The organism is Trichormus sp. NMC-1 (genome assembly GCF_001858025.1).
Classification (GTDB): domain Bacteria; phylum Cyanobacteriota; class Cyanobacteriia; order Cyanobacteriales; family Nostocaceae; genus Anabaena.
This window is the reverse complement of record NZ_LZQD01000002.1, coordinates 342,304-362,415: the sequence shown is the minus strand read 5'-3', so window position 1 is coordinate 362,415 and position 20,112 is coordinate 342,304. Positions and strand designations below refer to the sequence as shown.

The window sequence follows — 20,112 nt, the reverse complement described above, 5'->3', positions numbered from 1 at the left end:
CCCCTACGATTAACCGAAATTAACCGAAATGTTTGATGATTGCGTCGGCAAATTCAGAACACTTTAATGGTTCTACAGGTGGTTCCATTAACCGCGCTAGGTCATAGGTGACTTGAGAATTTGCGATCGCATCCCCCAATCCTTTTTTAACCAAATCTGCGGCTTCTTGCCAACCCATGAACTCCAGCATCATCACACCGGAAAGAATCACCGAACCAGGGTTAATCTTGTCTAAGCCAGCGTGTTTGGGTGCTGTACCGTGGGTAGCTTCAAAAATGGCGCAGGAGTCGCCAATATTTGCCCCTGGCCCCATGCCTAAACCGCCAACGATAGCAGCAGCCGCATCAGACAAATAATCACCGTTAAGGTTCATTGTCGCCAAAATCGAATACTCATCTGGACGAGTTTGGATTTGTTGAAAGATGCTATCGGCAATGCGATCATTAACCATGATTTTCTCTTTCCATTTGCCGTTTCCGTGGCTTTCCCAAATGGCGTTAAGAACTGTTTCCACTTCCTTGACAATTTGCGCTTTCTTCTCTGGTGTCAAGGCATCAAAACCAGGATCGATTTGACGGGCGTTTTCTTCTGAGGAGAGATTGGCGTTTTTCTCCTTGTTACCCAAAATCCAAGATTCCCTTTCTGTAACCGTTTCTTGACGAAATTCCGTAGTTGCTAATTCATAACCCCAATCACGAAAAGCGCCTTCGGTGTATTTCATGATATTGCCTTTATGCACCAAGGTCACTTGTTGCTTATTTTTCGGCAATAACAAGGCGTGTTTGATAGCCCGACGGACAAGGCGCTGAGAACCGGTTTTACTGATAGGTTTGATGCCAATTCCCGCATCCAAAGGAATTTGCTTTTTACCATGTTCTGGGGTAGCGGGTATCAATTCCTCATTCAAGAATTTTATCAAGCGATCGCCAATTTCACTTCCCTGTTTCCACTCAATCCCCAAATAAATATCTTCCGTATTTTCCCGATATATAATTACATCCAGTTTTTCTGGAGTTTTGTGTGGAGATGGTGTCCCAGCGTAATATCGGCAAGGACGCACGCAAGTATAAAGGTCAAAAATTTGTCGTAGTGCTACATTTAAAGAACGAATTCCCCCACCTACCGGAGTAGTTAAAGGGCCTTTAATAGCAACGCCATATTCTTCAATAGCGGTTAATGTATCCTGAGGCAAATACTGGTAAGTACCATATAAATCACAAGCTTCATCACCAGCATAAACCCTGAACCAGCTAATTTTTCTTGTGCCTTTGTACGCTTTCGCTACCGCAGCATCAAGCACTTTTTCGGTTGCTGGCCAAATATCTATACCCGTCCCATCACCTTGAATAAAAGGGATAATGGGATTTTCAGGTACAACTGGCTCACCATTTTTGAAGGTAATTTTTGCTCCAGTTGTCGGGGGGGTAATCTTGTCGTACATAATTCACAAACTCCAAATTGATACGCTGCCACACAAAGTGAGAAAATATCCGTTGGGCAGGTTAACAGATTTCGCTATTTTTGTCTTCACTCGGACATGAGGCGCAGATTATCCCCTGCTTTATCTGATACAGTATTGGTGGCTCAAGTGTAGGTTTTAGTGAAACCACCGCTATTTTGTACGTTCGCGTAGCGTGCCGGAGGCAATCAAAAATAGTAAACTACTTTTCGCTATCTGTGCTTCATTTTGTAGAATGCCCAATAGCTGATTCGTTTTTCCACTGAACGCTAACACGAGTAATGGCATGACAGACCCAATGATTCTATCAGGCACTGCTAATCACATCGACTCCCTGCGCCAAAAGTTAATCGCTGGGTCTGAAAAAGTCCAACAACAAATCATCCCACAGTTAGCTGACTTGGGTAATGAGGGGTTAGATGTATTGCAGGAATTTTTACTGAAACGTCGTGACACCCCAGCAACTTGGATTGATGGTAAAGCCTACAAAGTAGTCTACAACTCTGATGCACCAAAAGCCAAGGAATTTCTACAAACTTATTTTCCTGAGGGAATTGTACCTCTAAAATCAGGCTGTGGGATCAATTACAATTCTTTGCAAAAGCTTCTAGTCGCGTCAGATTTCCAAGCTGCTGACCTATTGACAATTCAAACAATGTGTGAAGTGGCAGGAACCCAAGCAGTACAAAGAAAGTGGTTATATTTTACCGAAGTAGAAAATTTTCCCATCCAAGACCTAAAAACCATTAATCATCTCTGGGTAGTTCACTCGGAAGGTAAATTTGGTTTTTCTGTACAGCGAGAAATTTGGTTGGGGTTAGGGAAAAACTGGGAAAAATTATGGCCGAAAATTGGCTGGAAGAGTGGTAATAAATGGACGCGCTATCCCCACGAGTTCACATGGGATTTAAGCGCCCCCAGAGGTCATCTACCCCTCTCTAATCAACTGCGGGGTGTGCGGGTGATGTCTTCTCTTCTCAATCATCCGGCTTGGAGTTAAGTGATTAGGGAGATGGGGAGATGGGGAGACGCGGGGATGGGGAGATGGGGAGATGGGGGGGATAATTAGAAAATAATTATTACCCAATCACTAATCCCCAATCACCAATTCTCAATCACTAATTCCCAATTCCCAATTCCCAATTCCCAATCACCAATTCCCAATCACCAATTCCCAATCACTAATTCCCAATTATGACTGATTAAAAATGGCAAAAGTTCTGTTAGAAAACGTTAAGCGTAGATTTAACAATGTCACCGCAATTGAGGATATCAGTTTTGAAATTCCTGATGGGGAGTTTTGGGTTTTAGTTGGGCCTTCAGGTTGTGGTAAGTCTACGATTTTACGAACCATTGCTGGATTAGAAGCTGCAACATCTGGTAATTTGTATATAGGCGATCGCTTGGTTAACGATATCCCAGCAAGAGCGCGTGATGTAGCGATGGTATTTCAGAACTATGCCCTTTATCCCCACATGACAGTAGCCCAGAATATCGGTTTTGGGTTAGAAATGCGAAAAATTGACCCCAAGACGATTCAAGAACGGGTGTTGACTATAGCGCGATCGCTTTCTCTAGAATATCTTTTAGATAGGAAGCCTAAACAACTTTCTGGGGGACAGCAACAACGAGTAGCATTAGGAAGAGCGATCGCACGTCAACCACAATTATTTTTACTTGACGAACCTTTATCTAATTTAGATACTCAATTGCGGGATGATACCAGGGCTGAATTAAAACAGCTACATCAACAGTTAGGTATTACGACAATTTACGTCACTCATGATCAAGTTGAAGCGATGACTTTGGCTGATAAAATTGTGGTGCTAAATCGGGGACGAATTCAACAAATTGGCGATCCTCAAAGTATTTATGCTTTACCTGCTAATGAAATGGTAGCGACTTTTTTGGGCAATCCGCCTATGAATATTTTACCAGCTATTTATAAAGGCGATAATTTTGATGTTAGTGGTCAATTATTAGCAGTTCCCAAAAATATCAAAGCAGCTTTAAGTTTACAACCAGAACAAATTTGTAATTTAGGAATTCGTCCTGAACATATTTATATTAACAAATATATTAATGAATATATTAACGAACCACAGAAACGCGGAGAACTCAGAGAGGAAGAGTTGGGAGGTTTGGTTGCAGAAGTGAAGGTGGTGGAACCTTTAGGACGAGAAACATTGATTCGTACAAGTTTATCTGGTTCTTCTGGTTGGCTAAATGTGCAAGTCGGTGGAGATGTCCGTTTACATCCAGGAGAACGGCTGAATTTGCAATTAGATTTAAGTCAGTTATTTGTATTTAATCCAAGTAATGGTAATAGAATTTTTCCCGTTGCTTGAGGATAATTCAAAATCAAAAAATGTAGGTTGGGGAGTCCCCGTGTCTTCTTCAAGTAAGGAAACTCAACATTATCAAATAACATTATCAAAACTTTTGTTGGGTTGCGCTGTCGCTTAACCCAACCTACAAAAAATCAATTTAATATCAATTTAACAGCTAAAAATTTATTTCAATCCTGTAGCTTTCAAAATCTCACTATCACCTTTTTTGACAATAAGGGTTGAAGGAGAATTTCCATCTTCTGTAATGGGTTGTTCTAAAATGTAGAAATAATCTCCATTTGTCCAACCTGTAACACATTTACCATCCCGACAAGATATTTTCCCACCTGTTAAATTAATACATTTACCTTGAGAGTCACATCCTTTATAAGTCAAGTTTCCTGTATTATTAACTCCTGTCCAAGAGTCAGTATTTCCAATAGTAATTGTCCACTCACCATTACTTATAGTGTTGGATTTACTTGATTTACTATCTTCGGTTTTGGTGGATGATTTCTCATCTAGAACTTCCATCTTAGTAATGATAGATTCTTTGCGAGTTTTACCACATGGTTCAATACTTTGACAATCACTAACTGATTCTATTTGGTAAGAAGCACGTACTTTTTTATTTAAAAATTTTGCTTCTTCTGCACAAATCTCAAAGCTTGCACCTTCATTATATTCAGTTCCATTTTCATCTACTAATTTGACATAACATAGTAAATCACCATTGACTAATTCTTTGACTGTTCCAATTTCTGGTTGTTTGGGTACTTTTGTTTGTGGGGTTTGACTTTTTTGAGTGGTATTGCTGACAGTTTGAGGTGCAGATTTTGTTGCGGTTGGAGTATCCGTTCGAGTTTCTGTTTCAGGTTCTGGAGAAGTTGTCGTTTGAGATTGTGCAACAGTATTAGTTGAACCTTCTGGTGCTGTATTAGCTGTATTTGTTGGTGAATTACCACAACCGACAATTGATATACAGCCAATAATTAAGGAAATTGTGGCAATTAGTTTTTGCATTATTGAATGTTGTGATTTACACCATTTAATTTGTTTGAGACTTTACTAAATCACCAGGAGGAAATGCACCATTTTCTGTAATAATGGCTGTAATTAATTCGGCGGGAGTAACATCAAACGCAGGATTATAAAACTCTACTCCTGAAGGTGTCAAAATAGTATCACCAATTTGATATATTTCCGATGGATGACGTTCTTCAATGGGAATTAGACTACCACTAGCTAAGGTAAAATCAATGGTAGAAACAGGTGCGGCAACGAAGAAGGGAATATTATGTTTTTGAGCTACTATAGCTAAACTGTAAGTTCCTATTTTATTAGCGGTGTCCCCATTTGCAGCAATTCTATCAGCACCGACAATAACCGCATCAATTAAACCTTGTTTCATGCAATGTGCAGCCATACTATCAGTAATAACTGTTACGGGAATTCCTTCTTGCACACATTCCCATGCGGTGAGTTTTGCACCTTGTAAGCGGGGACGAGTTTCATCTGCAAATACTCGCGTTAAACGTCCTTCTCTCCAAGCAGAACGCACTACACCTAATGCAGTACCATAACCAGCAGTTGCTAAAGCACCGGTGTTACAGTGAGTAAGTATAATTAGCTTTTCTGGGGTTTTGGGTAAAGCTGCTAAACCGTGATCACCAATAGCTTGACAGATTTGAATATCTTCAGCGTTAATAGTTTGGGCAGTTTCGAGGAGAATTTGTTGAATTTCTGCGATTGTTCCCAGAGTTTCATAAGCAGTTTGCATCATTCTACCAATTGCCCAAAACAAATTTACGGCTGTGGGACGGGTAGAACGCAACAATTGAGCCACTTTTTCTAATTGTTGCAAAAATTCGGTGCGATCGCTAGTTTCAATTTCCCTCGCACCCAAATACATTCCATAAGCAGCAGCGACACCAATTGCCGGCGCACCTCTAACAATCATAGTTCTAATTGCTTCGGCCATATCTTCACTGCGATGAATTTCCACCACAGCATACTCATTTGGTAAACGAGTTTGGTCGATTAGTAAAACGGAGTTATTTTTCCAAACAATGGGATAAAGCATAAATGGGTAATTGGTGATTGGTAAGAGTTATTTCTCAGTCCTTATTTCCTACTACTATGGGAAATAAGCAATCATCATACCAACTTTAGGGTGATTTTGAGCGATCGCGTCGGAAATAGTCTAAGTAATAAAAATATCTAAGTAGTAATTTAAGAGTTTTTAGTTGCTACCCAACCACCAACCCAAAGTCCTGTATAAAATCTCAAGATATTGCCAAAACCAGCTTGCTGTAATAATTCCACTACTCTCATTTCTGAAATAGGGAAAACACCTTTTTTGATTGTTTCTAGTCCTTGTATTCTTTTTTCTGGGTTCATCCCCATTTGCTCCCAATAAACTTGAATGATGGAAATCATGCGTTCAAATTGATCAGTTTCTTTTTCACCAAATATATCTACTAAAATAAAAGTAGCTGATGATTTTAGACGCTGGGAAATATTTTTCAGTAAAGCCAATTTACTGCCATCATCAGGTAGAAAGTGCATTACTAAAATACAAGTTGCTGCATCATATAAAGAAGTAGTATTTAAATCATGTGTATATCCTGCGAATAATTTGATTCGTTCAGATAATCCATGTTCATCTATTTTATTTTGAGCAATAGATAGCATATTACTCGATGGATCTACACCGAGCATTTGCCAATGTGAATTACTTTGACTAAACTTGACTAATTCCATACCACTACCAGCACCCACTATCAACAAATTAGCTCTTTCTGGTATGTTTGCTCTGAGAACAGATAATGCCATATTGTGCATTACCTCATAACCAGGTAAAGCCATTTGAATCATCGTGTCGTATTCATTGGTAGCAACTGGTGGATTAGAGTCAAAATTTATAGTTTGTTCTGGCATTTGCTTTTATTTTACTGTTTAATTACTCATTTGATTATACATCAACACAATAAACGAAATAATGCAAGCAGCAGTTTAGCAATGCTAAAGCTTTACATAATTCTGGATTTTGACAATTTAAACAGTTAACAATGAAACATCAAATATCTGGGATTTATTTTTATCTTGAATATACATCAGCAGACATTTAGCAACATATTCTGCTAATTTAACAGGTACAGCATTACCAATCATCTGTTCCAAATCAGTTTTTGAACCTTCAAAAATAAAATCATCAGGAAAACTTTGAATATAACTTCTTTCACGAGTAGTTAGGGGACGTAAATCTGGTGTTAATTCTGCAACATCTCCGGGATGTTGTTTATAATTTTTAGGTATTGGTCTATTTACACCTCTAATAGTTGGACTTGGTTCATCAATACTAAAAATAGCCCTTCTTTGATAACTTCGAGGATGTCGATAATAGTATTCAATTCCTAAACTATTTCCTACATAATCTCTAATAGTTGTAGGTTTTCTAGATAAATTAGCTTCTAGATAAGTCTTTAAATTATCATCCTTACCACCTTTTTCTCCTATACAAAAAAATCTTTTTCTTTTTTGAGGTACACCGCATAAACTAGCATCTAATACTTTTTCTGTTAAACCATAACCAGCAGATTTAAGAATTTGCCGAAATTCTTGATATTTGTTGGATTTTCTAAACAATTCTACATTTTCTAAGACAAACCATTGACTAGAAACATTGGCTACTATTTCCGCAAATGTAATACTTAAATCTCCTCTACCTAAATCTTCATTACGCTTACCTGCACTAGAAAAATCTTGGCATGGTGGACCACCAATAATCACATCTGGTAAGAATTTTTTAAATAGGGAATAATTATTATTTATCTGACTCAAATCATATTCACAAATTGGATGATCAAAATTTAGCTTGTAAACATTTATTGCAGGCTTCCAGTTGTCAAAAGCAGCGACAATTTTAAATCCACCATTCTGAAATCCTAGTGATAAACCACCACAACCAGAAAATACATCTATGACTTTTAAGAAAGAGGATTCCATTTGTATATTCATTAAATTTATCAAATGTGTTTTAATCTATCATCAAAAATTTCTGGATTGCTTAAAATAATAGCATCAAATCTTCTTTCAGGGCTTAAAAAGTTCTGTCCTCCTCCTAAAATTATGTTATTAATTTCTTCTTTGGTAATTCTGGGTTGAATCAAATTATCACAAGTCATATAAGGTCGAGTATTAGAACCACTTAAAGCAAAAGCTTTATCATTCTTCGTGTTATAGGTTAATGTATCAATAATTAATTTATGATTTATTTTACCAATTAGAGCAAATTCATATAACATCTTTGCTAACCATACCACAGAACGCATAGGTCTTTGTATGCTTTCTTCTGATTTAGCCAATCTTTTAGTGATATCAAAGAAAAGCCTAGTAAATCCGAAGTTGCTCCAAACAAAAATATCTAAACAGTTTTGATAAAGTTTGGAAGTTTTACCTACAGTTTTCCATATGGGTTGCATGACTAATGGAGATTGAATTTCAATATTCTCACTTATTAAAGTATCTAAACAATCTACAATTTGAGGGATAAAAGGCAATATTATGACTTATACTTTGCCAATCTTGAATCTGACTACATACGGGTTGTAGATAATTTAGTAATTTATCTCTTGAATTTTCAAATTCATGAGCAATACTCAGAGCAAGATAGACAATAGTATCGGGTCTTGTTACAATTTCACAGCCATATTGATTATCTGGTAAACGATAAGTAGAATTGTCAGGTAATGCTGTTAATTTAATTTCTATACTTCGTAAACAAGCATTATCTCTATTAAGATCATGGGTGACTAAATCAACTCGTGGCAATTTACCAACAACTATTTTTCTATAAGGTACATAGTCACTTTCAAAAGAAAAAAATAAATTAGGAGAAAGAGGACAAATACCCAATATTTGAGAAGTATCTATTTCTTGATGCTGAATTGTTAACCCCTTGTCCAAAGTTAAATAATTTAGTTTAAGTCCTTTCTCGTGCATATAACAAGCTAATGACACAGGAAAAGAATTATTAAATTGATTTTTCCCCCAACTTTCTCTTTGAGAAAAGTCTCTATTAGAATGAATTAATCCAAATAAACCTACTTGTAAATTATCTGGTTGCATTAGAGGCTGTTTGATAATATGCTCACATAACAATTTCAGTATAAATTAATTTATTGATATTTAGCTGATTTCTTGATTTATAATCACTCATCATCAAAAAAGTAGAGTAACTATTATTTATGCTCAATCAAACCTATACAACCGATGTCCTAGTAGTTGGAGGAGGAACCGGCGGAACTGCTGCGGCTATCCAAGCTGCACGAAGAGGCGCTAAAACCATCCTTGTGAGCGAATTTACCTGGTTAGGAGGAATGCTCACCTCAGCGGGCGTATCTGCACCAGATGGTAACGAATTACAAGCCTTTCAAACCGGCTTATGGGGAGCATTTATACAAGAATTACGCCAACGACAACAGGGAGGATTAGATAACAGTTGGGTGAGCTTTTTTAGTTATGAACCGCGTATAGGTGCAGAAATCTTTGCTGACTGGGTGCAGGAATTCCCTAATCTCCAATGGATATCCGGAAAAGTCCCTTTAGAAGTATTGCGTCAGGGAGACTGTATTACAGGTGTACGCTTTGCAGACTTCACAGTTAACGCCAAAATTATTCTTGATGGTACAGAATTAGGAGACTTATTAGCTTTAGCAGAAATACCTTACCGTTGGGGTTGGGAACTAAAGTCAGAGTGGGGAGAACCCAGCGCCCCAGAAAGTTTTAACTCTCTCACAGAAAAATATCCCGTACAAGCGCCAACTTGGGTAGTGGTAATGCAAGATTTTGGGGAACCTGTCGCCCCACAAATTCCACCTGCCCCTAACTATAATCCATCATTGTTTACAGGCGCTTGGGATGACTATGGGGCGGAAAAATTTTTAAATTATGGTCGCCTGCCAGGAAGTCGGTTTATGATTAACTGGCCTATTTGTGGCAATGACTACGGCCAAAAAGCTAACCGTTTGATAGAGTCGGATTTAACTAGACATGAGTTTGTCCAAGAATGTTTCTGGCATAGTCAAAACTTTGCCCATTTTATCCAAACTCAGCTTGGTCGGCGTTACGGTTTAGCAGAAGGTGTTTTTCCTAGTTTCTCTCCAGCTTTTGCGCTGCATCCCTATTATCGGGAAAGTCGCCGTTTAAAGGGACTTGTTACTGTCTGTGAGCAGAACATTCTGCCTTTATCAGGTAGTAGTGTCGCAGCTAAATTTGATGATACGGTTGCTATTGGTAACTACGCCAACGACCACCATTATCCTGGTGATAAGTTCTCACTGCAACCTAAATCTATCCGCTGGGGAGGACGTTGGACTGGAACGCCCTTCACCATACCCTATCGTTGTCTGATTCCAGTGACTACAGATGGTTTGCTGGTCTGTGAAAAGAATATTTCTGTGTCCCACATCGCAAATGGGGCAACCAGACTACAACCTGTAGTGATGGGTATCGGTCAAGCAGCGGGTATGGCAGCTGCTCTATGTTGTGAGTTAAAATGTCAACCCAGGGATTTGCCAGTTAGAACGCTGCAAGCAGCTTTATTAACTGATGAGCGATCGCCTGCGGCAATTGTTCCCCTGTTTAACTTATCAACCAATCATCCAGAGTGGCTAAACTGGCAAATTCATTATTTGAACAACCCAGAAACATATCCCACTAGTGGTAATTGTCCTGGTTTATTGGTTAATCCGTATGATTACTTGAATCTTGATTGTTTCATAGGCATTTTTAATCGCTTAGACCAACAAGACTACACATTTACTATCACCAACCCAACTGAATTTTCACCGAAAATTTGGCAGATTGTGACCTTGCGATCGCATATTGATGACCAACTGCAAGCCCTTCCCCCTAAAGGAAAGCTCACCATCTGGGGACGGACAAATTCATCTGGTAACTGGCTACTCGTTGAATATATCGACGAAGTATCAAATTGATTTTTTTGCAGTCACATACAATACTTTTTAATAAATTGTCCGGATGATCATAGAAAAGTTAAGTATCAGTGAATTGGAGAGTTCTAAAATAGACATCTACTATGCGTGCTGCCATTTCACTTTTAGTATCGAGTCTGGTATTCGGCTCCTTAGCTTTTAACTGCGAAGCGGTACTGACTCGCCTTTCCTACCTGCTAATTGCTACTTCTGGTTCACAACAGCTACTTGCTGAAAAACCTCAAACTAGTCCTAACCAACCAGAAACGCCAGCACCTCATCGCGGTAGTGGGCGCAAAGAGTCCTTGGGATATTCCAGAAATATCTATTCTGTTGTTTAAAAACCCCAGCCTCAGACTGCTTGTAGAAAAATTAGTTGCCAGCAAGGGAATCAAATTACCGGATAACTGGATGTTTAACATCCTGGACACAATTTGTCGAACAGAGACATAGACAGTTAAAGCACTACACAGCTAATAAACCGTTGCCAATGTCATCTTATTTGACAGAGATATAGACAGTCAAAGCACTACACAATTGTTCCAGATTTCATCTTCTCTGACTACAGACTTAGACAGTTAAGCCACTACACAACTACACAACTCAGCAACCGTTTAGTACTTTCTAAAAACATCTGGTAATTGCGGCAACCCTGACGTGTATTGGTGAATTAGTGACTCATAATATATGTACTAGTCCAGCCTTGTTTAACCACTTTTACTTTGCACGGCTTGCGTCTACAGGTTGGGAAGGCCAATGGCAAGTAGGTTGAGCAGGAAAAACGGGAAAGCAGAAGGAACAGGGGGAGAATCAGACTGTTCTTTCTGTAATTAACCCGTCAATATCGGTGTGGTAGATCCCTACATCAGCCTGACAAAATGAGCGTTTATGTGTGACCCTAAGCTGGCTTATGAGCAATAAAATACTTGCTCACATAGTGAACTTGTGTTTCTATATTCTCAAATCCTGCTTGCTCTAAAGACTCTACCAAGTCATCAGTGATGTAATGGTTATAGTAAGGTTCATGGAACATTTTGGAGAAGTTATTCATTATAGGAGCCAATTCAGGTGAATCACTCATCTGAATCGAGTCACAGATAATAAATACTCCCCCTGGTTTTGTCACCCGGAAGCATTGCTCTATCACAGTTTGACGTATTGATGCAGGTAACTCATGAAATAGAAACACAGAAGTGACTGCATGAAAATAGTGATCGAGATAAGGCAATTCTTCGGCATTTGCTTGTACAAGTTGCGGCAATTCTCCCGGAATCTGTGATAGTAGCTCATTGGCTTTACGCAAATAAGCTGGTGATAAATCTGTACCAAATAAAGAGACTTGAGGCAAAGCGGCTCGAATCAACTTCAAAGTCCGCCCAGTACCGCAAGCTATATCTAAAATTCTGGTTTGTCGTTGTGGAAGATCATCGAAAATTTCCAGCCCACTTTTTAGGGGAGCGAGAATGCGCCTCCGCATGATATCAGCTGTACCACCAAACAGAATTTCCACCTGTAATTCATATAAATTGGCTGATAGATCGCTTAAATAGCCATTGGTTTGGTGATGGAAGTTCTGCAGATAATAGTTGGGATAATCATCTTTCTCTATTTCCTGTGCAAATTCTTGATATCTATTTTGTGTGAGCCGCTCCCAGGTTAGGGGCAAATCTAAGCAAAGCATCGGATAGTAACGGAAAAAGTCTTCCCACTCGTTGTCAAACAATAAGCTGTCGGGATAGATTCCTTTTTCCCCATCTTGCCAGTCTGTCTCTAGCAGCTGATTTAGTCTGTCTTCCAGCCCCGCTATTAGCTCTTTGGGTATGGGTTCGCTGATTTGCCCTAGTTGGGGATGTATCAGGTTTCTGAGGCGTAAACTGAAGATTTTGTGCGCCAGACTAAAGTAATTTTTGCTCTGTTGAAGAGTCTTATAGGTCAATTTAGTTAAGGTGTCAGACATAATCCATCAATTAAGATTTATTAACCTTTCTTATTTTATGTAAATAAAAGTCAGAAATAAAGAATCTTATCAAAATAAAAGCTCATTTTGAGATAAACAATCGGGAAATTTGGTTTATGACTCCAGAGTTTTGAAATCTTGGCTAGTATGGGTTTCCCCTATGCTCTTCTTTTTGCCCTGGGTTGTGGAAAGAGCGATCGCTATTTCGATTCAATTATGAATTTATATTAAGAAAATCAATTCCGTAACATAAGCTACAGAATTTTTGCTATATTGGGAAGTGAAAGAATAACTAACCATATATCTATAAAAAATACAGAGGAGCGTAGTTATGTCTATTCAAGAAAAATCCCGCGCGTTAATGGTGCGTCAACATCAACAAGTTAAAAACCGTCAACAATCAATGCTGATGCGTGCAGCACAAGAACTTGGTCTTCCCGAAGAAATATCCCACTATTGGAACCCCATTCAAGGGAAGATAGATCCTACTACTCAGACGCTTTATAGCCGTAGCCAGGCAACAATGAGTTAAGGTAGTGCATTTAGATGTGATTCCCAAATGACAAGGTTCAAAAAAAGCCACCCTGTTGGGTGGCTTTAAAATTTATTACTTTTACCCTGCAATTAGCAATCGTAATACAAGAAGAATTCGTAGGGATGAGGACGCAACTGCATTTGCTTAACTTCGTTAGCCAACTTGTAGTCAATCCAGTTTTGGATGAAGTCTTCTGAGAATACGCCTGTGTCTGTCAAGAAAGCGTGATCATTTTCCAGTGCTTCCAAAGCGAGTTCTAAAGAACCTGGAGTGGAAGGAATCTTCGCCAATTCTTCTGGAGAAAGTTCATAGATATTTTTATCTAAGGGTTCACCAGGATGGATTTTGTTCTTAATGCCATCAATACCAGCGCAAAGCATGGCAGCAAAGGCTAAGTAGGGGTTAGAAGTAGCATCTGGACAACGGAACTCTAACCGCTTGGCTTTGGGGTTATTTCCAGAAAGAGGAATCCGCACAGAAGCAGAACGATTACCTTGGGAGTAAGCCAAGTTTACAGGTGCTTCATAGCCCGGAACTAGACGCTTGTAAGAGTTTGTAGTGGGGTTGGTGATTGCCAACAGTGCTGGTGCGTGCTTGAGGATACCACCGATGTAGTAGAGTCCCATTTCACTCATGCCAGCGTACTTGTCACCAGCAAACAAAGGTTGACCACCTTTCCAGATAGATTGGTGACAGTGCATACCAGAACCGTTATCGCCAAAAATTGGTTTTGGCATGAAGGTGACGGTTTTGCCGTATTTTCTAGCAACGTTCTTGATCACATATTTGTAAGTCATCAGCCAGTCAGCAGCTTCGATTAACTTACCAAAACGGAAACCAAGTTCGCACTGACCACCAGTAGCAACTTCGTGGTGTTGCTTTTCAATAGGTACACCACAGTCTTTCATAGTTAGCAGCATTTCTGTCCGCATATCTTGAAAGCTGTCAGTTGGTGGAACTGGGAAGTAACCTTCTTTGAAGCGGGTTTTGTAGCCCAGGTTAGGACCTTCTTCTCTACCAGTGTTCCAACGACCTTCTACGGAATCTACGTAGTAGTAACCTGAGTTGGCGGTTTGGTCGTAACGGACATCATCAAAGATGAAGAATTCAGCTTCAGGTCCAAAGAAAGCCGTGTCACCAAGTCCGGTAGAAGCGAGATAATCTATTGCTTTTTGAGCAATAACGCGGGGGCAACGGTTATACCATTCGCCTGTGCGGGGTTCTTTAATACTACAAATGATACTTAGAGTTGGCTCTTTCATGAATGGGTCGATCCAAGCGGTGTTGGGATCGAGTACCATTGTCATGTCTGATTCTTCGATGCCTTTCCAACCCCGAATACTGGAACCGTCGAAAGGAACACCATCAGTGAATGAACTTTCATCAATTTGATCCTGGTACATGGTCAAATGTTGCCAAGTGCCTGGTGTATCGATGAATTTCAGATCAATCATCTGAATGTTTTTGTCTTGAATCATCTTCAAGACTTCTTTTGGTGTTGTCATTGTTACTCCTTCTGTACCCAATTTCCTAAAGTAAAACGAAAATCTGCCAAAGCATCTTCAGCCTGCTATGCTAACCCAAGTTGTGACACACCACCTGGAATATCGTAAATACTTGACTTGAGGTGATTTTGTAGTGTTTGTTACAGATGATCCCGATTACAGGTTATATTAACCTTTCTTCATCATCTGCACAAAACTGGAAATATCATCTCATGGGGGTCAACTTTGGCATAGAATCCTTAAATAGCGGATGGATCGTTTTTGTGCCGCATCTATTGTTTATGGCACAAAAGTTTACTGGTGCATAATAGCAGCCAAATAAATATCAAACCATAGATAGTTAATGATTGGGAGAAAAAAGAATGCGCGATGCAGTTACAACTTTAATTAAGAATTATGACGTAACCGGTCGTTATTTTGACCGGAATGCAATTGACAGCCTCAAGTCTTACTTTGAAACCGGGACAGCAAGAGTACAAGCGGCAGCTGCAATTAATTCTAATGCAGCGGCTATTGTTAAACAGGCTGGTGCTAAGTTATTTGAAGACTTACCAGAATTGATTCGTCCTGGTGGAAATGCCTATACAACTCGTAGATTTGCGGCTTGTTTACGAGATATGGATTATTACCTGCGCTATGCTACTTATGCCCTAGTTGCTGGCAATATGAATGTGTTGGATGAACGTGTGTTGCAAGGGCTACGGGAAACCTACAATTCTTTGGGTGTACCCATTGGTTCAACAGTTCAGGGTATCCAGATTATGAAAGATATTGTCAAGGCGCAAGTTACAGCTGCGGGTGTGGCTAATACGGCTTTTGTAGATGAGCCTTTTGACTATATCACTCGTGAGTTGAGTGAGATTGATATTTAGCCCTAGCGATTGAAAACCGAGTTTATATAAACAATTTCCATCTGTGTGGATTTAGTTCATATCGCACTTTGGCCTTTTTGGCAAGGTGCGTTTACTTTTTTTAATAACTGTCTGATAGCGTAGCGCAAGCCATATCAGGATTTACAGGATTAAAGGATTTACAGGATGTTAGTTTGAGTTGAGATTTTCCAGATAAAATCGATTTCCTATCAGTGCATCCTTTTTTTATTTGCTTATCCTTTCATAAAGAGAGTGGTAAAACCCTTATTAGCTGCTAATGGAATAGCCAGGAGTGTAAAAGGGAAGTTTAGTTAAACAGCAATTTACTGACTTTATCTGCCACAATAGAAGTTGCCGATATTTGAGGCGCTAATTATGGAAGAATTATTAACCCTGAAAGACTTGCTTCTGCGAGGAAATGTCCAAGAAGCATTGGTTATAGTTGAAGAATTAGAAGAAATGAGCCGAAATGAAATTATCAAAACAATTCGGAGTTATGCAGTGATTTTATTGTTGCACTTGATTAAACAAAAAGCTGAAAATTGCACAACTCGCTCTTGGGAAGTTTCAATTAGGAATTCAATTCGGGAAATTCAACGAGAAAATAAGCGTCGTAAAGCTGGCGGTTATTATCTCATGCAAGAAGAATTAGAAGAAGTACTAGAAGAAGCTTATTTAAATGCTATTGATGCAGCTTCGCTGGAAGTAGCAGAAGGTCGTTATGAATCAGAAGAATTAGAAAAGCTAGTTAATAAAAAAGAAATTATTCATCATGCTTTAAGTCTAATATTACCAGGAGAATCTAATTAATTGGTTAAACAAAGACTCGACACCCTATTAGTAGATTTAGGTTTATGTCCCTCCCGTCAGCAAGCACAACGGTTAATTCAAGCTGGAGAAGTGACAGTCAATCAACAAATGATTGATAAAGCTGGGACTGAAGTTGATATTACCGCCCAAATTCAAGTTAAAGAACGTCCTCCTTTTGTTTCTCGTGGTGGTGAAAAACTCGCCAAAGCCTTAGAATTATTTAGAATTTCTGTAACTGGACGCATCTGTTTAGATGGGGGAATTTCAACAGGTGGTTTTACAGATTGCTTATTACAAGCTGGTGCAATTCAAGTTTATGGTATTGATGTTGGTTACGGACAAGTTGATTGGAAAATCAGAACTGATGAAAGAGTTATTTTAAAAGAACGCACAAATTTAAGGCAGTTAAAACCAGAAGATTTATATAGTGAAAATTCCACGCTTCCTGATTTAGCTGTGGTGGATGTTTCGTTTATTTCTTTAACTAAAATTTTGCCTGCTTTATGGCAATTAACCCAACCTCCCAGAGAGGCTGTATTGCTTGTGAAACCTCAATTTGAGGTAGGGAAGTCTCGCGTAGGTAAAAAGGGTGTTGTCCGCGATTCTAGTGACCAAGCTGATGCTATTTTTCAGGTATTAAAAGGGGCTTTGGAGTTAGGTTGGAAGTATAAAGGTTTAACTTGGTCGCCTATAACTGGACCAGCGGGAAATATTGAATTTCTGCTTTGGTTAGGAATGGAAAGTGAGACACCTCCACTGGATTTAGAAGCAATTTTACAAATGACTAAATCAGCAGTTGCTAATTTTCGAGATGGTTAAAATTTCCTGAATTTAAAATAGAGAGCCGATACATATAAGCGATATCTATACCCAAAAAACTGCGAAAATCTCAAAACTATTCCCAATAGCTCAGTGTTGGGTTGGGTTAAACCCAACCTCACCAATTTATAAATCGTAGACTAGACACTCTAATGCATCTGGATACATTTCGCAGTAGGTTTCTAAAGCTGTTTTACAGTGTTTAGCTTGTTTTTGATGCGCTTTCTCAGCTTGTAATTCTTCAACAATATCCCAAGCTACAGCACAATTAGGGGAATTACTTCCATTTTGCTCACAGGTTGTACGAGCTTCTACAATTGCTTCCAGAATTGCTTGCTCAATGGTTTTAGTGCTATTTTTATCTGAGTTAATAGCAACTAAAATTTCGTTAAAAGATGTCATGATATTTTCACCTTTGTGGTTGAGTAAGATCCAGATTTACGACAAACGCTAATGTGTACTTAAGTATTTTTTACTCAGCACTGTTTGGTTCTTGTTGTATGCGAAGATGAGAATGTAGAGAAAGTATGAGAACCAGTTAGAAGCAGTTAAGAAACTATCCTCAACGGTAACAATTTAAAAAAATATTTTTAGTTAATTTATATACTTTTTTAGCCATGATCAAAGAGAGATGGCTAACTTATACAAATTTAAAATTCAACATTTGTCTGTATTTGGAGATACAGCACTTCCCAGTGTCATGAGGTACAAGAACCCCACCCCCAACCCCCTCCCCGCAAGCGATGAGGGGGCTATGATGTACCTTATAACAAAGGAATCCGCTGTATCAGAGTATGGTAACTGAAGTTAAAAATCTCCAAATTTTCCGCCCAATTCTTGCCGTAAACGATACAAAATTGTATTTTTGTCAACTTGCGATAAAATTTCTTGAATGACTGTATCAGCACCTAATTGTCCCCAAGTACAGCCTTTTTCTAGATATATTTGTGCAGCTTTACCGACAGTATAAGCACCATAACCAGCAATTCCACCTTGAGCGATACCTCCGGTGAGCTTTGCTAACGCACTCCCCGCAAAAGTAGTAATATTTACAGGACTATCACCACTAACTATAGCAGCGGTACTATTGCCTAAACCTAACATTAAACTACTGCCGATTTCTCCTAACAATAAACCACCAGAACTAAATAAAATGGTTTTTAATAATTTACTAGCTTCATAGCTTGTCATGGGTAAACCATACAATCTAGCTAAAGAACGAATTAAAGCTAAATCGGTGATTAAACCGCCAAGAATATCTAAAATAGGAATGGGATTTAAACCAATAGCGAGGGCTTTATATTTAGTAAATTTCCAAATGATATCTTCTGCTTCTTCTTCACGAATATCAATGGTTTTACTAGCTATAACTGCTTCTGCTTCCCGTGCTTGGATAAGTGCATTTAAAGCTAAAAGCGATCGCCCTTCCCGATTGAGTATATTCAGAATCGTTTGCTTCAGTTCCTCAACCTGCGGTGGTGGTGTTTCCCATTCATAACTCACAGTTCCATCTGGGTATTCTACTCTAACTTCCATTGGTGCAGGTTCAGCCGCTACCATGACAATTTCATCAGGTAGTAGTGGTTTCTCTTGAAGATTTCCTGCACCCAATAGTTGTAAATTTTTGTAAATGGTCTTTCTGTCTGTATCTGGGTACAAATCAATTTTGTTAAAAACTAAAATCAGTGGTTTTTGGGATTGTCGCAATTGGAGCAATCCTTGATACTCAGTTCTAGTAATATCTCCAGAAACAACAAACAAGATTAAATCGGCTTGACGAGCTACTTCTCGCGCCATTTGCGCCCTTGATTCCCCCTCAATTTCGTCTAAACCGGGAGTATCAATTAATTCTACTAATACCTTTCCCCCAGGTTTCCAACGCACCGAACGAGGCCATTGAGTTACACCGTTAAGGGGGCCTGTTTGGAGAATTTTTTCCCCTAGCAAGGAATTCAACACTGCTGACTTTCCGCGACTCACTAAACCAAAAGCAGCTATTCTCACCACGTTAGAGTCTAGCTTGTTGAGTGTGGCGGTTAAATTTTCTATTTCCGGCTTTACCAAACCCGCCAATTGTAGGTTTGATGATAGCTGTCCTGACTTGCGGAGATATCCATACCAAGATAGAGCTTGTCTAAGACTAGCACGGGCGCGGTTCAAATGAGTTTCTTGCAGGTTTCGCACTGCCTTAGGTTGAGACAAGGTGGAGCAAACAATGGGTTATATATCCATTTATATCGAAATTTCTGGTCTTTTATGAATTAACTTTTACTACTTCAGAAATCTTAATTCAGAACATAGGGCTGTGTTCACTATCCCAGCATTCATTATTTTCCCAACTTCTACCCGAATGTTCACATTGCGATGAATTGTCTATCCAAGGAATAGAAGTAGGGTGGTAAGAAGTTCCTACATTAATGAATACAGGAGAAGAGAACATCGGTAATATTAGTGTCAGCAACACATAAGTACTTACGGGTACGCTTAGTAGAAATACGTATAAAACAGCCTTGTACATATTCCTATGGCGATTATCTGCGGTAGGTTTATTTTTTTGACCGTTGTTGAATAACAGGGATTTTTTGTATAAAAACATATTGGTAGTTTGCTAATAGTCAATCAATAGGGAAGAAATTTATTTCTTGAAAAATATTATTAAGCATTTGCACTGAAAAGTCAAAAATAAAAATCACAATTACTTTTGTACGCAAATGATTTTAGCTATAAAAATGACTTACAACTGTGTATATAATCATAACTAAAATATCTACAAGTGTTGATAAATAAAGATTAAATGAGATACTTAAGTAATATAAACTAAAATCTG

At 38.8% G+C, this 20,112-nt stretch carries 19 protein-coding genes; 8 read left to right on the top strand and 11 right to left on the bottom strand.

The genetic code is table 11. The features are described from left to right. Positions 1–19 precede the first annotated feature (19 nt). A complete protein-coding gene (locus A9Y75_RS08490; RefSeq protein ID WP_071189130.1) occupies positions 20–1,441 on the bottom strand; it encodes an NADP-dependent isocitrate dehydrogenase in 1,422 nt (473 codons plus the stop codon). Positions 1,442–1,745: 304 nt separating this feature from the next. On the opposite strand from A9Y75_RS08490, the gene A9Y75_RS08485 reads away from it, so the two are divergent. Beyond that, positions 1,746–2,459, top strand: coding sequence for a GUN4 domain-containing protein (locus tag A9Y75_RS08485; protein WP_071189129.1), 714 nt, complete (start codon positions 1,746–1,748; stop codon positions 2,457–2,459). Between the two features lie 208 nt (positions 2,460–2,667). Beyond that, positions 2,668–3,807, top strand: coding sequence for an ABC transporter ATP-binding protein (locus A9Y75_RS08480; protein ID WP_071189128.1), 1,140 nt, complete (start codon positions 2,668–2,670; stop codon positions 3,805–3,807). Positions 3,808–3,972: 165 nt separating this feature from the next. On the opposite strand, the gene A9Y75_RS08475 is transcribed toward A9Y75_RS08480, so the two are convergent. The 6 genes from A9Y75_RS08475 to A9Y75_RS30080 all read right to left on the bottom strand — a co-directional run bounded on the left by A9Y75_RS08475 (position 3,973) and on the right by A9Y75_RS30080 (position 8,919). Continuing rightward, a complete protein-coding gene (locus A9Y75_RS08475) occupies positions 3,973–4,812 on the bottom strand; it encodes a hypothetical protein (RefSeq protein ID WP_071189127.1) in 840 nt (279 codons plus the stop codon). A gap of 25 nt (positions 4,813–4,837) precedes the next feature. Continuing rightward, entirely contained in the window at positions 4,838–5,872 is a 1,035-nt protein-coding gene (gene mtnA, locus A9Y75_RS08470; RefSeq protein WP_071189126.1) for an S-methyl-5-thioribose-1-phosphate isomerase, read from the bottom strand. 149 nt (positions 5,873–6,021) lie between these two features. Continuing rightward, positions 6,022–6,729: a class I SAM-dependent methyltransferase gene (locus tag A9Y75_RS08465; RefSeq protein WP_071189125.1), complete on the bottom strand. Its 708-nt coding sequence runs from the start codon at positions 6,727–6,729 to the stop codon at positions 6,022–6,024. Between the two features lie 117 nt (positions 6,730–6,846). Further along, entirely contained in the window at positions 6,847–7,797 is a 951-nt protein-coding gene (locus tag A9Y75_RS08460; protein WP_071189124.1) for a DNA cytosine methyltransferase, read from the bottom strand. A gap of 20 nt (positions 7,798–7,817) precedes the next feature. After that, complete coding sequence (locus tag A9Y75_RS30085) at positions 7,818–8,351, bottom strand: HindVP family restriction endonuclease (RefSeq protein ID WP_269086279.1); 534 nt, start codon at positions 8,349–8,351, stop codon at positions 7,818–7,820. Then, a complete protein-coding gene (locus A9Y75_RS30080) occupies positions 8,302–8,919 on the bottom strand; it encodes a HindVP family restriction endonuclease (RefSeq protein WP_269086278.1) in 618 nt (205 codons plus the stop codon). The genes A9Y75_RS30085 and A9Y75_RS30080 overlap by 50 nt, the downstream gene beginning before the upstream one ends. A 119-nt stretch (positions 8,920–9,038) precedes the next feature. Here A9Y75_RS30080 and A9Y75_RS08450 point away from each other — a divergent pair, with 119 nt between their 5' ends. Beyond that, positions 9,039–10,790 (top strand): FAD-dependent oxidoreductase, encoded by a 1,752-nt coding sequence (locus A9Y75_RS08450; protein ID WP_071189123.1) that lies wholly within the window; start codon positions 9,039–9,041, stop codon positions 10,788–10,790. Positions 10,791–10,891: 101 nt separating this feature from the next. Then, positions 10,892–11,128, top strand: coding sequence for a hypothetical protein (locus A9Y75_RS08445; protein ID WP_071189122.1), 237 nt, complete (start codon positions 10,892–10,894; stop codon positions 11,126–11,128). Positions 11,129–11,685: 557 nt separating this feature from the next. On the opposite strand, the gene A9Y75_RS08440 is transcribed toward A9Y75_RS08445, so the two are convergent. Then, positions 11,686–12,744 carry a class I SAM-dependent methyltransferase gene (locus A9Y75_RS08440; protein WP_071189121.1) on the bottom strand — a complete coding sequence of 353 codons (1,059 nt, stop codon included), beginning with the start codon at positions 12,742–12,744 and terminating at the stop codon, positions 11,686–11,688. A 331-nt stretch (positions 12,745–13,075) separates the two neighbouring features. Between A9Y75_RS08440 and A9Y75_RS08435 the strand changes: the two genes are divergently transcribed. Beyond that, complete coding sequence (locus A9Y75_RS08435; RefSeq protein WP_071189120.1) at positions 13,076–13,276, top strand: hypothetical protein; 201 nt, start codon at positions 13,076–13,078, stop codon at positions 13,274–13,276. A gap of 92 nt (positions 13,277–13,368) precedes the next feature. Here the strand turns inward: A9Y75_RS08435 and glnA are convergent, their stop codons facing one another. Further along, on the bottom strand, positions 13,369–14,784 hold the full coding sequence (gene glnA, locus A9Y75_RS08430; protein ID WP_071189119.1) for a type I glutamate--ammonia ligase: 1,416 nt from the start codon (positions 14,782–14,784) through the stop codon (positions 13,369–13,371). A gap of 362 nt (positions 14,785–15,146) precedes the next feature. Here glnA and apcB point away from each other — a divergent pair, with 362 nt between their 5' ends. The 3 genes from apcB to A9Y75_RS08415 all read left to right on the top strand — a co-directional run bounded on the left by apcB (position 15,147) and on the right by A9Y75_RS08415 (position 17,285). After that, positions 15,147–15,656, top strand: coding sequence for an allophycocyanin subunit beta (apcB, locus tag A9Y75_RS08425; protein ID WP_071189118.1), 510 nt, complete (start codon positions 15,147–15,149; stop codon positions 15,654–15,656). 375 nt (positions 15,657–16,031) lie between these two features. Then, entirely contained in the window at positions 16,032–16,466 is a 435-nt protein-coding gene (locus A9Y75_RS08420; RefSeq protein WP_071189117.1) for a DUF29 family protein, read from the top strand. Further along, positions 16,467–17,285, top strand: a complete 819-nt coding sequence (locus A9Y75_RS08415; protein WP_071189116.1) for a TlyA family RNA methyltransferase — start codon at positions 16,467–16,469, stop codon at positions 17,283–17,285. It begins immediately after the preceding gene. A gap of 126 nt (positions 17,286–17,411) precedes the next feature. Here A9Y75_RS08415 and A9Y75_RS08410 read toward each other — a convergent pair whose 3' ends face one another. Together A9Y75_RS08410 and A9Y75_RS08405 are read right to left on the bottom strand one after the other, a co-directional pair. Beyond that, the gene (locus A9Y75_RS08410; protein WP_071189115.1) at positions 17,412–17,687 is read right to left on the bottom strand and encodes a Calvin cycle protein CP12; all 276 of its coding nucleotides are present in this window, start codon (positions 17,685–17,687) and stop codon (positions 17,412–17,414) included. Positions 17,688–18,092: 405 nt separating this feature from the next. Continuing rightward, positions 18,093–19,469 (bottom strand): GTP-binding protein, encoded by a 1,377-nt coding sequence (locus tag A9Y75_RS08405; protein WP_071189650.1) that lies wholly within the window; start codon positions 19,467–19,469, stop codon positions 18,093–18,095. Positions 19,470–20,112 lie beyond the last annotated feature (643 nt).